The sequence below is a fragment of the Streptomyces sp. Edi4 genome, assembly GCF_040253615.1.
In the GTDB taxonomy this organism is placed as follows: Bacteria; Actinomycetota; Actinomycetes; order Streptomycetales; family Streptomycetaceae; genus Streptomyces.
Map to the genome: position 1 here is coordinate 7,540,903 of NZ_JBEJGY010000004.1, position 14,174 is coordinate 7,555,076.

10 protein-coding genes are annotated in these 14,174 nt (G+C 72.0%); 8 read left to right on the plus strand and 2 right to left on the minus strand.

Annotated features, from left to right (window positions below; all coding sequences use genetic code 11):
• Positions 1–172: 172 nt before the first annotated feature.
• Positions 173–661, minus strand: coding sequence for a DUF5709 domain-containing protein (locus ABR738_RS35760; protein WP_350234137.1), 489 nt, complete (start codon positions 659–661; stop codon positions 173–175).
• Between the two features lie 222 nt (positions 662–883).
• Here ABR738_RS35760 and ABR738_RS35765 point away from each other — a divergent pair, with 222 nt between their 5' ends.
• The 7 genes from ABR738_RS35765 (at position 884) to ABR738_RS35795 (ending at position 12,604) form a co-directional block, all read left to right on the plus strand.
• Positions 884–1,441 (plus strand): PadR family transcriptional regulator, encoded by a 558-nt coding sequence (locus ABR738_RS35765; protein WP_350234138.1) that lies wholly within the window; start codon positions 884–886, stop codon positions 1,439–1,441.
• Between the two features lie 117 nt (positions 1,442–1,558).
• Positions 1,559–3,283, plus strand: a complete 1,725-nt coding sequence (locus ABR738_RS35770; protein WP_350234139.1) for an acyl-CoA dehydrogenase family protein — start codon at positions 1,559–1,561, stop codon at positions 3,281–3,283.
• 659 nt (positions 3,284–3,942) lie between these two features.
• Entirely contained in the window at positions 3,943–5,388 is a 1,446-nt protein-coding gene (locus tag ABR738_RS35775; RefSeq protein ID WP_350234140.1) for an MFS transporter, read from the plus strand.
• Positions 5,385–7,184: a S9 family peptidase gene (locus tag ABR738_RS35780; protein ID WP_350234142.1), complete on the plus strand. Its 1,800-nt coding sequence runs from the start codon at positions 5,385–5,387 to the stop codon at positions 7,182–7,184. Before ABR738_RS35775 ends, ABR738_RS35780 begins: the two co-directional genes overlap by 4 nt.
• A gap of 277 nt (positions 7,185–7,461) precedes the next feature.
• Entirely contained in the window at positions 7,462–9,405 is a 1,944-nt protein-coding gene (locus ABR738_RS35785) for a RiPP maturation radical SAM C-methyltransferase (RefSeq protein WP_350234144.1), read from the plus strand.
• Positions 9,406–9,444: 39 nt separating this feature from the next.
• Positions 9,445–10,122: a DUF5825 family protein gene (locus tag ABR738_RS35790; RefSeq protein ID WP_350234145.1), complete on the plus strand. Its 678-nt coding sequence runs from the start codon at positions 9,445–9,447 to the stop codon at positions 10,120–10,122.
• A gap of 127 nt (positions 10,123–10,249) precedes the next feature.
• The gene (locus ABR738_RS35795; RefSeq protein WP_350234146.1) at positions 10,250–12,604 is read left to right on the plus strand and encodes an Orn/Lys/Arg family decarboxylase; all 2,355 of its coding nucleotides are present in this window, start codon (positions 10,250–10,252) and stop codon (positions 12,602–12,604) included.
• Positions 12,605–12,662: 58 nt separating this feature from the next.
• Here the strand turns inward: ABR738_RS35795 and ABR738_RS35800 are convergent, their stop codons facing one another.
• Positions 12,663–13,397, minus strand: coding sequence for an SDR family oxidoreductase (locus ABR738_RS35800; RefSeq protein WP_350234148.1), 735 nt, complete (start codon positions 13,395–13,397; stop codon positions 12,663–12,665).
• A 129-nt stretch (positions 13,398–13,526) separates the two neighbouring features.
• Between ABR738_RS35800 and ABR738_RS35805 the strand changes: the two genes are divergently transcribed.
• A complete protein-coding gene (locus ABR738_RS35805) occupies positions 13,527–14,108 on the plus strand; it encodes a TetR/AcrR family transcriptional regulator (RefSeq protein WP_350234149.1) in 582 nt (193 codons plus the stop codon).
• Positions 14,109–14,174: the final 66 nt, after the last annotated feature.

A 14,174-nucleotide genomic window follows, 5' to 3' on the forward strand; every position in this document is an offset into this window, starting at 1 on the left:
TCCCGCTGCGTCCAAGCTGCGGGGAGCGGGTGTGTTGCGCCGTGCGTATCCAGCACGGGCGGACCGACCGACCCGCACACCGCGCGACACCGCCCGTCGCCCACGGGGGCCCGGCACGCCCCGAGCCGCGCCCTGCCACCAGCGTGTACCCGCCCCCGCCCCCGGCCCGGGCTCAGCTTCCGGTTTCCGCTTCCGGTGGCAGCTCGTTCTCGGGGATGACGTGCATCGCCGCCTCCTCCGCGCCCGCCGCGCCCGCGTCGATGCCTTCGTCGGAGGCGACCAGTTCCTTCGTGGTGTCAGGGCGGACACCCTCGTCCGGCGCCACCAGACGTCCGGCGCGCTCCGTGCCCGACTCGGGGTCGAGTGGTTCGCCCTCGCCGTCGGGCAGGTCCCCGATGCCGTCGCCCGCCGGGACGGCCGTGTCGGGCACCTCCTGGCTCAGCCGCTCGTCAAGGGACTCGCCCTCGTTCTGTTCGGCCGCCGTCACGCCCGTCTTGGTGACACCCAACGGCTTCTCCGGCGGCGAATACCCCTCGTCGAGCATGTCGTCATAGGTGCGCTCGCCGAGCGCGTCCTGGAGGTCGAGCGGGGCGGCGTCCTCCTGCTCCTCGTTGTCGCCGGTGGGCTGATAGACGTCGTCCGCCATGCCGTTGTCGCTCATGACTCACCTCGTGGTTCTGGTTCTGGGGTCGGGTCCTGCGGCCGGTAAAGGCCGGTTCGTACGCTTTCTGCTCCGGTCCCTGCCAGTGCCCGTGAGGCACCGTTCCAAACGGACCGGGCGCCCCGCCGGCGGACACACTCTTCGGCGTCCGGGCGGGTGAGCCGTGTCTCACCTGGCCGGTGCCGCTTGTCTATGCAACGAGTTGCATAGAAGGATTCGAGCATGGCGCTTGAGCACGCGATTCTCGTCTCGCTGTTGGAGAAGCCGGGCTCCGGCTATGAGCTGGCCCGGCGGTTCGAGCGGTCCATCGGCTACTTCTGGACCGCCACCCACCAGCAGATCTACCGCGTCCTCAAGCGCATGGAGAGCGACGGCTGGATCGACGCCCGCGAGGTGGCCCAGCAGATGCGGCCGGACAAGAAGGAGTACTCCGTCGCCGCTCCCGGCCGGGACGCGCTCTCCGCGTGGCTGCACGCCCCGATCGAGCCGGAAAGCGTCCGGCACGAGCTCGCCGTGAAGATCCGGGGCGCCGCCTTCGACGACCCGGCCGCGCTGCTGCGCGAGGTGGAGCGGCACCGCCGGGCGCACGCCGACCGGCTCGCCCGGTACCTCGCGGGGGAGCGGCGCGACTTCATCGAGGCCGAGGCCCCCGAGACGCCCGACGCGGGCCGGGAGCTCCAGCATGTCGTCCTGCGCGGCGGCATCGCGTACGAGCGGATGACCCTCACCTGGCTCGACGACGTGATCGCCACCCTGAACCGGCTCGCCGCCGCCCGTTGAACCGGCGCCACCGACGCGCACCGGCGACCGTACCCGCGGCGCCCCTCCGCCCGGCCCGCGCCCTCCCGGCTCCCCGGGCCGCCCCCTCAACTCCCCTATTGCGAAAGGCGCATGGCCATGACCGACCCGCTGCTCTTCAACCCCCGCACCTATGACCCGGCACACTTCGACCCCGAGACCCGCAGGCTGCTGCGCGCCACCGTCGACTGGTTCGAGCAGCGCGGCAAGCGCAAGCTGATCGAGGACTACCGCTCCCGCGCCTGGCTCGCGGACTTCCTCGCCTTCTCCGCGAAGGAAGGGCTGTTCGCGACCTTCCTGACCCCGGCGTCCGCCGCCGGCGAGGGGCAGGACGACAAGCGCTGGGACACCGCGCGGATCGCCGCCCTGAACGAGATCTTCGGCTTCTACGGGCTCGACTACTGGTACGCCTGGCAGGTCACCATCCTCGGACTCGGCCCCGTGTGGCAGAGCGACAACGCCGAGGCCCGCCTGCGCGCGGCCCAACTCCTCGACCAGGGCGAGGTGTTCGCCTTCGGACTCTCGGAGAAGAGCCACGGCGCCGACATCTACTCCACCGACATGCTGCTCGAACCCGACGGTGACGGCGGGTTCCTGGCCAGCGGCTCGAAGTACTACATCGGCAACGGCAACGCGGCCGGCCTCGTCTCCGTCTTCGGCCGCCGCACCGACGTCGAAGGCCCCGACGGGTACGTCTTCTTCGCCGCCGACAGCCGTCACGAGGCGTACCACCTCGTGAAGAACGTCGTGGACTCCTCCAAGTACGTCAGCGAGTTCCGCCTGGCGAACTACCCGGTCCGCCCCGCCGACGTCCTGCACACCGGCCGTGCCGCCTTCGACGCCGCCCTCAACACCGTCAACGTCGGCAAGTTCAACCTGTGCACCGCCTCGATCGGCATCTGCGAGCACGCGATGTACGAGGCCGTCACCCACGCCCACAACCGCGTCCTGTACGGCCGCCCGGTCACCGCCTTCCCGCATGTGCGGCGGGAGTTGACCGACGCGTATGTGCGCCTGGTCGGGATGAAGCTCTTCAGTGACCGCGCCGTCGACTACTTCCGCTCCGCCGGGCCCGACGACCGGCGTTACCTCCTGTTCAACCCCATGACGAAGATGAAGGTGACCACCGAGGGCGAGAAGGTCATCGACCTGATGTGGGACGTGATCGCGGCCAAGGGGTTCGAGAAGGACAACTACTTCGCGCAGGCGGCCGTCGAGATCCGGGGGCTGCCCAAGCTGGAGGGCACGGTCCACGTCAACCTGGCGCTGATCCTGAAGTTCATGGGCAACCACCTCCTGGGCCCCGTGGAGTACCCGGCCGTCGCGACGCGCCTCGACGCCACCGACGACGCGTTCCTCTTCCAGCAGGGGCCCGCCCGTGGCCTGGGCGCGATCCGCTTCCACGACTGGCGCGCCGCCTTCGACGCCTTCGCGCAGGTGCCCAACGTCGCCCGTTTCCGTGAACAGGCCGACGCGCTCTGCGAGTTCGTCACCACTGCGGCCCCCGACGAGGAGCAGAGCCGCGACCTCGACCTGCTGCTCGCCGTCGGTCAGCTCTTCGCGCTGGTCGTGCACGGGCAGCTGATCCTGGAGCAGGCGCGACTGACCGGCCTTGAGCAGGACGTGCTCGACGAGCTCTTCGCCGTCCTCGTACGTGACTTCTCCGCGCACGCCGTCGAGTTGCACGGCAAGGACTCCGCCACCGAGCAGCAGCAGAACTGGGCGCTGGGCGCGGTGCGCCGCCCCGTCGTCGACGAGGCCCGCTCGGCGCGCGTGTGGGAGCGCGTCGAGGCACTGGCCGGCGCCTACGAGATGGCCCCCTAGTCAACGCCCTTGCGCTACGGGCGACTTGACGGCGCCCGATGAGACACCCTGACGGGTCCCCGGTCGATCACGCGGCCGGGGACCCGTCGCGTTGGCCCCCTCCACGCCGGTGGAGCGTGCGTTTTTGGCCAATGCGCGTGCGAGAGGCAACCCGTCCGTGCGAGCGCGGGCCGGAGGCGGGGGAGCGCCGCCGGGGCCGCCGCGAGGTCCGTGCGGGAAGCCGGCGCGCCGGGGCCGGACCGGGCGCGCGGGGCGGCGGACGCTTCGCCGGAGGGAATGTGCATATGCCAGGCGGCGTGCGCGAATGGATGGGCGGGGCCCGGCGGTTCGCCGACGCGAAGCGGAAGCGGCAATCCTGAGCGGACTCCCGGAACGGCGGGCCGCCTTCGCCGCGCCCGCCCTCGGCCCCGGCCCGAGTAATCCGTCCCACCGGGCGGCGCTCCGGACAGTGCAACCGGTTTCTTTGCCCGGCGCTTACGGGGTTCGATTCCGGCCTCGGGGACGGAACCCTTGTGGCTCCGCCGGACGCCTGGTTAGGCTCCCGCTCGTTTCGATTCCTGCACATATTCTTCGCAACCTGACCAAGCTGTGGGGTGGGCTGTGCGTGCAACGGATTTCCCTGAACTCCCGGGGACTTCTGCGGCGTTGGCGGGACGTTGATGAGTCCTGGCACCGCCGCTGCCCGGCGGGCTGCCCGACGGCCCATCTCCCGTGACGTCCGGCTCTTCTGGTGCGCCAGCGCCTTTGACGCCCTCGGCACCCAGGCGTCCGGGGTGGTGCTTCCGCTGCTGCTCCTCGGGCTCGGGCACTCGGCGGCAGTGGTGGGGCTCGTCGCGGGTGCCTCCACGGCGGCGGGTCTGCTGCTCGCCCCCCTCGCGGCCATTCCGGCCGACCGGGGCGCCCGCAAGCCGGTGATGTTCTGGTCGGCCACCACCTCCGCCGTCGCCATGGCCGGTGTCGCCGCGGCCGCCGTCGGTAAGGGGGAGGGCGGCCCGCCGCTCGCGCTCCTGCTCGGTGCCGTCCTGGTGGAACGTTTCTCCACGGCCGTGTACGAAGCCGCCGCCGCCGGCACCGTGGCGATGATCGCCCCGCCCGCCGACGGCCCCCGCGTGGTGGCCGGGCTCTCGGCGGGCGACCAGGGCGCGCTGATCCTGGGCCCCGCGCTCGGCGGCGCGCTCTACCAGGCGGCCCGGGCCCTGCCCTTCCTCGCGGACGCGCTGTCCTATGCCGTCGCCGCCGGATGCGTACGGGCGCTCGGTTCGGACCTGCGCCCGCAGGGACGGCCGACCGCGCAGGACCGGACGACCGCGCAGGACCGGACGACCGAGCAGGACCGGGCGGCCGAGCAGGACCGGCCGACCGAGCAGGGCCGGGCGGCCGCGTCGGCCCGGACGAGTGCGGAGCCCCCGACGGACGCCGACGCGTGCCCCGATTCCAGGAGCCGCACCACCCCCGCGGATCCCGGCGCCCCCGCCCCCGCCCCTCGGACGCGCCGCCTGCGCCGCCTCCTGGACGAACTCGGTGCCGGATACGCCCTGGTCCGCAGCTCACCCCTGCTCAGGCTCGTCGTGACATGGACCGCCACCGTCAACGGCGTGATCGTCGCGCTCTACTACGGAGCTGTCTTCACCCTCCACGAGGGCGGCCACGGCGGCTGGCCGATGGGTATGGTGCTAGCCCTGTCCGGGGCGGCCGGACTCGCCGGATCGCTCGCCGCGCCCCGCCTGGCGGGCCGCGTCGACGCCGCGCGGCTGCTCGTCACGGTGACGTGGCTGCTCGTCCCGCTCGCCGCGGGCCTCGCGGCCGCCGAGGGCCCCTGGGCGTACGGGGCACTGTTCGGGGCGTTCTGCCTGGTGATGCCGCTGGTTGCCGTCGTCCTGCAAGCCCGCGCGCTGCGGGAGACCCCGCCCGGGCTCCAGGCCCGTACGGGCGTGGTCCTCGCCGGGGCCGTCGGCGGCTCGGCGGCGCTCGCGCCCGTCCTGGCCGGCGCGTTCGTGACCCGTGCGGGGACGGCCGCGCCCGCCGCGGTGTGCGCCGGGGTCCTGCTCGCGCTCGCCTGGCGGACCACCGCGGTGCGGTCGCGTCTGGCGGAGGCGACGGCATGAGCGGCCGCTACCAGGTCTACCGGGCGGCGCTGCCCGAGGTGTGTGCCGCGGACGCCGGCCGGATGGTGTTCACGGGCGACGCCGACGGCCGCTGCGAGGTGTTCACCTGGGACGCCGCCAGTAGACAGACCCGCCAGGTCACCGACCGCCCGCACGGCACGGTGCACGGCGCGATCGACCGTGACGGCCATGTGTGGTGGTTCGACGAGGACGAACACGGCGCGGGACACTGGTGGTTCCAGCCGTTCGCGGGCGGCGCCGACCTGCCCGGCCTCCAGGGCGTGCCACGAGGCGAACCGCGCGGACTGGCCCTCAGCGACGACGCGTACGTCGCCATGGGCCTGGGCGATGCCCGGACCACCACCGTGCGCTTCGGTCCGCGCGGCGCGGCGGCCCGCGAGGTGGCTCGCGTCGAAGGACACGCCACCGTGTCCGGCATCACCCGCGACGGCCGGCTCATCGCGCTCAGCGGCGCGGCCGGTTCGGCACGCGCCGTGACCGTCCTCGGCGCTGACGGCGCCCCGCACGCGGTCCTTGCCGGGGACGGCCCGGGCGGGCGCCTGTGGTCCCTGGGCTTCGCCCCCGTGGCCGGCCGCGCGGAACTCCTCCTCGTACGCCAGAGCAACGACCGTTATCTGTTGGCCAGTTGGATCCCGGAAGAGGGCACTGTCACGCACTCCTGGTGCGCCTTCGACACCGAGATCACGGCCCGCTGGCACCCCGATGGCCGCACGGTCCTGGTCCGCCAGGACCGGCACGGCCGCAGCACCCTGCACCGTGTCCACCTCGCGGAGCGCACCGTAAAACTGCTGCCGACACCACGCGGAACCCTGCTCGACGCCGCGCCCCGCGCCGGTGACGACGTGCACTACCTGTGGACGGACACCGCGACCTCGCCGCGCATCCTCTCCACCGCCGGCACCCCGCTGCCTCCCTGCCACGACGTGCCGGCCCGCGTACCCGGCGAGCACCGCGACCTGTGGACGCCGGGCCCTGACGGGCCGGTGCACTCACTGCTCAGCCTGCCCGAGGGGCAGCGCGGCGCGTGTCCCGCGGTGTTCCTGGTCCACGGCGGGCCCGCCGACCACGACCGGGACGCCTACGACGCGGTGGTCCACTCACTCGTCGCCTCCGGCTTCGCCGTCGTCCGCGTCAACTACCGCGGCTCGACCGGATACGGGCCCCGCTGGCGCAGCGCGTTCGGGGAAGGCGTCGGCCTCACCCAGGTCGCCGACCTCGCCTCGGTCCGCGCCGACCTCGTCGCCCGGGGTGTGGTGCGCGCCGAGGAGACCGGCCTGTGGGGCACCTCGTGGGGCGGCTACCTGGTGCTGCTCGCCCTCGGCACGCAGCCCGCGCTGTGGCAGGCGGGCGTGGCGGTCAAACCCGTGGCCGACTGCGCGGCCGCCCACCGCACCACCACCCCCGCCCTGCGCGCCCTGGACGAGCGGCTGTTCGGCGGCACCCCCGACGAGGTGCCCGAACGCTACGCGCGCAGCTCACCCCTGACCTACGCGGCCGCCGTCCGGGCACCCCTGCTGGTCGTCGCCGCGCGCCGGGACGCCAAGTGCCCGCCCGGCCAGGTGCGCGACTACCTGAAGACCCTGCGCCGGGCGGGCGTACCGCACGAGTCGATGTGGCTGGACACCGGCCACGACGGCTACGAGGCCGACGACCATGTGGCCGTCCTGCGCCGCGCCGTGGTCTTCCTCGACGGCGCACTGCGCCGGCGGCACCGCGCCGCCCCCCAGTCTCCCCGCTCCGAACGGGCCGGGGATCCCGGACGGGTGCGCTCCTGAGCGCCCGCCGGACAAGGCACCACCACACAGAGAGGAGTTCCGGCCATGCAGAAGGACATCATCCACAATGACCCGCTCGCGGGTGACGAGGAAAACCGCAAGCCCGGCATCGGTATATCCGTGACGGTTCCGTTCCGCAACGCCGAAGACGGCGAAGAGGACTGATCCTCGCGGCCGGCCCGGCGGTCCGCCGCCGGGCCGGCACAGCCTCGGCCCCATGGCCCCCGGCCCCTTGGCCCCCGTCCCGTCACGTCTTCGCACCCACCGAGGAGCCGACATGCGTGTCCTGCTGGTCAATATGCCCTGGTCGCCGATCGACCTTCCCTCGCTCGCGCTGGGAATCCTCAAACGCAGCGTGGACGAACGTGTGCCCGGCGCCGGCGCAGAGGTCCTGCACGCCAATCTCGAATTCACCGACTGGATCACCGAGCGCACCGAATTCGCGCCCGAGGACTACCAGTTCTACTCGCTGTCCTCCTATTTCCTGGGCTGCGGCGACTGGGTGTTCTCCTCGGCGCTCTATGACGACCCCACCTGGCGCGACGAGGAATTCGCGACCGCCATGAAGGGCAAACTGCGCAAGTCCCGGCTGCACATGTCACGGGAACTCCACCGCCAAGCGCCGGAGTTCGTCGAGATGATGGCCCGGCGGATCGTGGAGTACGCGCCCGACGTCGTCGGCTTCACCTCCACCTTCCAGCAGAACACCGCCGCCCTCGCCGCCGCCAAATACGTCAAACGGCTCGCCCCGGGCATCGTGACCGTCATGGGCGGCGCCAACTGCGACGGGGAACAGGGCGAGGCCGTCCACCGCAACTTCCCGTTCGTGGACTTCGTCATCCGGGGCGAGGGCGAGGCGGCCTTCCCGCAGCTCCTGACCGCCATCATCGAAGGCGCCGGCAGCGACGAACTGGCCACCGTGCCCGGCCTGTGCCACCGCGACGCCGAGGGCGCGAGCGTCGTCAACCCGATGGCCACGAGCCCGCTGCCGCCCGCCACCATCCTCGCCCCCGACTACAGCGGCTACTTCGAGCGCCTCGCGGCCTCCGTGGCCCGCAACTGGGCCGAGCCCAAACTCGTCGTCGAGGGCGCGCGCGGCTGCTGGTGGGGCGAGAAGCACCACTGCACGTTCTGCGGCCTCAACGGCTCGTTCATGCAGTTCCGCTCCAAGAGCCCCGACACGTTCTTCGAAGAGATCATGGAGCTGGCCCGCAAGCACCGTGTGCTCGACATGTACCTCGTCGACAACATCCTCGACATGGGCTACCTCACCACCGTGCTGCCCCGGATCATGGAGAGCGGCTACGACCTGCGGATGCACATCGAGATCAAGGCCAATATGCGCCGCAGCCAGCTGCGCACGCTCGCCGAGGCCGGACTCATCTACGTGCAGCCCGGCATCGAGAGCCTGAACAACCGCGTCCTGGACCTCATGGACAAGGGCGTCAGCGGCTGCCAGAACGTGCGCATGCTGCGCGACGGCGCCGAGACCGGCCTCTCCGTGGCGTGGAACTATCTGCACGGTTTCCCCGGCGAGACGGCCGAGGACTACGACCCCGTCATCGCCCAGATACCCGCGCTCGAACACCTCGACCCGCCCGTCGACCTGTCCGCGCGGATCGCCATCGAGCGCTTCAGCCCCTACTTCAACCGGCCCGAACTCGGCTTCGACGGGCTGCGGCCCGATGAGCACTACCGCTTCACCTACGACCTGCCCGAGTCCGAGCTCTACGACCTCGCGTACGTCTTCGAGGCGCCCCGGCGCGGCATCACCGAGCCCACCGTCACCGCGCTCAACGACGCGCTCGACGCCTGGCGCAAGCACCACGCCGACGCCCGGCTCACCCACACCGACCTCGGCGACCGCATCGTCCTGGTCAGCCGGCGGCGTACCTTCGCCTGGCGTGCGATGGAACTGACCGACCCGTTCGAACTGGCCGTCTTCCGCCTCCTCGACCAGCCCCACGCGCCCGCCGCGCTCACCCGCAAGGCGGCGGCCCGCGCCCGGGGCGCCGCACGCGAGGAGCACGAGGTGCGCCGGCTGCTCGACTCCTGGGTCGCACTCGGCCTGGTCTTCACCGACGGCGGCCAGTACGTCCACATCGCGCCCGGCGCCGTCAATGAGGATCTGCTGCGGCTGGACTTCATGCGCCACGCGCAGGCCGCGCTCGACGCCGGCGGCAGGACCGCGCCCGCGACCGCCGAGCCCGTGACTGTCTGAGCGCGCGTGACCGACCGAGCAGCAGGAGGAACAGAAGCGATGAGCACCGCCCTCACCACCGGCGCCGACGCCCTCACGGTCGCCGCCTGGCGCGACTACGACCCCGAGGCGTGCGCCCTGCCCGGCATGCACCTCGGCGACATCGAACTGACCGGCCCCCTGGACGAGGAGGGCGACCGGCTGTGGGAGGCGGGCGCCCGTCTCGTGCGGCTGCGCGAACCTGTCGACCTCGCCGCCCTCGGCGCGCCGGGCGCCGACGAGCGGGCCGTACGCCTCCTGAGCCTGGTGCGGGACCTGACGGCACGGGCCATCCTCGTCGAGTGGAAGCTGCGTCTGGACCCGGCCGCGCCCGACGACACCTGGCGCGCCCTGAGCCACCTCCAGCCGCCGCAGAGTCTGCACGGCCCTGCCGACGCGGCCGGCGCCCTGCGCGGCTGGCGTGAGGGCCACTACCTGTGCAAGTGCCTGTGGCGGCAGGGCCCCGGCTTCGTCCAGATCCGTGACCGGCGCTGGGGGGAGCTGCGCCGCTTCACGGCGGATGAGCCCGAATACCAGCGCGTCATCGAGACCCTGGCCTACGGCGCCCCGGCGGGCGAGGTGCCGGCCGCCGTCCTCGCGGACTTCATCGAGGAGCGTCTGGTGCTTCAGGTGGGCGGGCTCGCATGGTGGATGCCGTACCGCGTGAACCGCTGGATCCAGGAGGCGATGACCATTTGACCGTCGACCACCGGGGTCACGCCGTGTGACCCGTACAGGTGGTTTGCGCCCGCTCCGCTCCGTTTCCGCCTTGATCCCCAGGATGCTTGCCGTCTGTCGGTCAAGATCGGGAAGCGTGGAGATGGTCATGGCGAACGGAAGTGTCCTGCTGGCTCTGCGTGAGGACCCCCTCGGCGGGGGAGCCGATACGGAGCAACTTCGGCGTATCGGAAAGGAGTTGGAGAACCGGGGGCTCGAAGTGCGGTGGGCGCGGACCGCCGAGGCGGCCTGTGCGGCCCTGCGGACCGAGGCCGGTCTGACCGCCGCCATGGTGGCGTGGGAGCTGCCCTCCGAGCGCGGCCGCGCCGGCGCCGGTGACGACGAGACGCAGGCGGGGGGCGCCGGCGTGCTGCGGCAGATCTCCCGCCGGTTCAAGGACCTGCCGGTCTTCGTCGTGATGGCCGAGGACTCCGACCACGGTCTCGACCATCTGCCGCTGTGGGTGGCCGAGACGGTGGTCGGGTACGTCTGGCCGCTCGAGGACACTCCCTCGTTCATCGCCGGCCGCGTGGCCCACGCCGCGCACGCCTACGGGGACGCCGTCCTGCCGCCCTTCTTCAAGGCGCTGCGGCGTTTCGACGACGCCCACGAATACTCCTGGCACACCCCCGCGCACTCGGGCGGCGTGGCCTTCTTGAAGTCACCGGTGGGCCGGGCCTTCTTCGACTACTACGGCGAACGGCTCTTCCGCACCGATCTCTCCATCTCGGTCGGTGAGTTGGGCTCCCTGTTCGAGCACAACGGGCCCATCGGGGACGCGGAGCGCAACGCCTCCCGCATCTTCGGCTCCGACCGCACCTATTTCGTCCTGCACGGTGACTCCACGGCGGACCGCATGGTCGGCCACTACTGCGTCACCACGGACGAGATCGCCCTGGTCGACCGCAACTGCCACAAGTCCGTCCTGCACGGCCTCGTGATCTCCGGCGCCCGCCCCGTCTATCTCGTGCCGACCCGCAACGGTTACGGACTCGCGGGCCCGCTCCCCGCAAGTGAGACCGCGCCCGGGGCGGTGGCCGCGCGGATCGCCGCCCACCCCCTGACCCCCGGGGCGGTGTCCCCCGACGCCCAGTACGCCGTCATCACCAACTCCACGTACGACGGCCTGTGTTACGACACCGTGGGCACCGCGCGTGCCCTCGCGCCGAGCACCCCCCGGCTCCACTTCGACGAGGCGTGGTTCGCCTACGCGCGCTTCCATCCCCTCTACGCAGGCCGCTACGGGATGGCCGTCGGTCCGGACACCTTCCCTGGCGATGAGCGGCCCACCGTCTTCGCCACCCAGTCCACCCACAAACTCCTCGCCGCGCTGTCGCAGGCCGCCATGGTGCATGTGCGGTCCGCTCCGCGCGCCCCGGTCGAGCACGACCGGTTCAACGAGGCGTTCATGATGCACGGCACCACCTCACCGCTGTACCCCGCCATCGCCTCACTCGATGTCGCCGCCGCCATGATGGACGGACCCCAGGGGGAGTGGCTGATCAACGAGGCCGTGACCGAGGCCGTCCGGTTCCGGCAGGCCGTCGTGCGGACCGGGCGCCGCATCGCCGACGCGGGGGACCGGCCGGCCTGGTTCTTCGGCGTCTGGCAGCCGGAGACCGTCGTCGAACCGGACACCGGGACCCGTACCCCCTTCGCCGACGCGCCCTGCGCGCTGCTCGCCACCCAACCGCGCTGCTGGGAGCTCGACCCCGACGAGGACTGGCACGGCTTCTCGGGCCTGGGCCGGGGTCAGTGCATGCTCGACCCCATCAAGGTGACGCTGACCTGCCCCGGCGTCACGGCGGCGGGCGCGAGCGAGCCCTGGGGCATTCCGGCCCGCGTCCTCACCTCCTACCTCGCCGAGCGCGGCATCGTGGTGGAGAAGACCGACACGTACACCACGCTCATCCTCTTCTCCATGGGCATCACCAAGGGCAAGTGGGGCACCCTGATGGACGCGTTGATGGACTTCAAGGCGCTCCACGACGGCGAGGCCCCGCTGCGGCAGGTGCTGCCGCACCTGGTCGAGAGCCACCCCAAGCGCTACGGCGACATCACCTTGCGCGCCCTGTGCCAGGACATGCACGAACATCTGACACGCGCCGACCTGATCGACGCCCTGGACACCGCCTTTCGTGACCTGCCCCGCCCCGTGGTCCCGCCGCGGCACTGCTATCAGCAGCTCATCCGGGGCGGCACCGAACGCCTGCGCCTCGCGGACGCGGCGGGTCGCGTGGCCGCGGCCATGGTGACGGTCACCCCGCCCGGCATCCCCGTTCTCATGCCGGGAGAAGCACTCGGCGCCCCCGACGGGCCGGTCCTGCGCTACCTCGGCGCCCTTGAGGCCTTCGACCGCGCCTTTCCCGGCTTCCACAGCGAGGCGCACGGCGTGGTCATCGACCCGGACACGGGCGACTACCTCATCGAATGCGTACGGGAAGAGGTCACGCGAGAGGTCTGAGGCGAGGGCGCGGGCGACCTCAACTACCCCTATGCGCAGGCAAGTTGAGCGACGCGATTCAGCTCTGCGCTGTGGGCCGTACGACGATGTCGCCCACGTCCACGCTGGAAGGCTGCTCGATCGCGAAGGCGATGGCGCGGGCGATGGCGTCCGGTGACATCGCGATCTTCGCCATGCTGTCGAGGATGTCACTCCTCATGTCCGGCGCCATCGAATCCGCGAACTCCGTCCGCGTCATGCCGGGCGATACGACCGTCACGCGCAGGCGGTCGCCGGCTTCCTGGCGCAGGCCCTCGGAGAGGGTGCGTACGGCGTTCTTGGTCGCCGCGTACACCGCCTGGCGCGGCACGATCCGCAGCCCGGCGGTGGAGACGGTGTTGACGAAGTGCCCGAAACCCTGGCGGCGGAAGACGGGCAGGGCCGCCGCGATCCCGTACAGGACGCCCTTGAGGTTGACGTCGATCATCTCCTCCCAGTCCTCGACCCGCAGTTCGTCCATCGGGGAGATCAGACCGACGCCGGCGTTGCTGACCAGGACATCCAGCCTGCCGTACCGGTCGCAGGCCAGCTCGACGAGGCCCGCCAGGTCCTCGCGGCGCTTGACGTCCGTCGGCGCGTACACGGCCCGGCCGCCGGCCTTCTCGATGCGGGCGGCCAGCGCCTCCAGGCGGTCCGGCCTGCGGGCGCCGAGCACCACGGTGGCGCCACGCTCCGCGAGCAGGAGCGCGGTCGCCTCGCCGATTCCGCTGCTGGCGCCCGTGATCGCGACGACCTTGCTGTCGATTTCCGACACGGTGGAACCTCCGGGAGATGAGTGGGGTGCGGCGCATGCTCTACGGTGGAACCGGAGGCGCCGCCGGTTGACCCCACACTAAGTGGAGGAGCCTCCACTTAGCAACGTGGACGAAGGAGCGAGCCGTCGATGGCACAGGACACGGGACGCCCGCTGAGGGCGGACGCGCAGCGCAACAGGGACAAGATCCTGGCTGCCGCGGTGCGGGTGTTCACCGAGGAAGGACTGGACGCGCACTACGAGCGCGTGGCGAAGGTGGCGGGGGTGGGGACCGGCACCCTGTACCGCAACTTCCCGACCCGGGAGACCCTGATCGAGGCGGCGTACCGCAATGAGGTGGCCCGGCTGTGCGACGCCGTTCCTGGGCTGCTCGAGACCCTTCCCGCGCGCGAGGCCCTGCGGACCTGGATGGGGCACTTCATCGACTACGCCACCGCCAAGCTCGGCATGGCCGAGGCGTTGCGGTCCGTCGTCGCCTCGGGGGGCGACCCCTACGGCCACAGCCGCGAAATGATCCAGACGGCCATCACCACGCTGATGGAGGCCGGTGTCGCCGCCGGAGCGCTGCGCCGCGACATCCTGCCCTCCGACCTGTTCGCCGCCCTGGCCGGAATCGCCCTCACCTCGGCCGAGCCGGCTCAGCGCGACCAGGCCGAACGCCTGCTCACGCTCACCCTCGACGGGCTGAGCGCGGCGCCGTCGCACGGCTGACACCGCCCGCCCCGCGCGGCGCCGCCTCCGGGGGAGTGCGGCGCCGCCGCGGGATGGTGCCGCGCC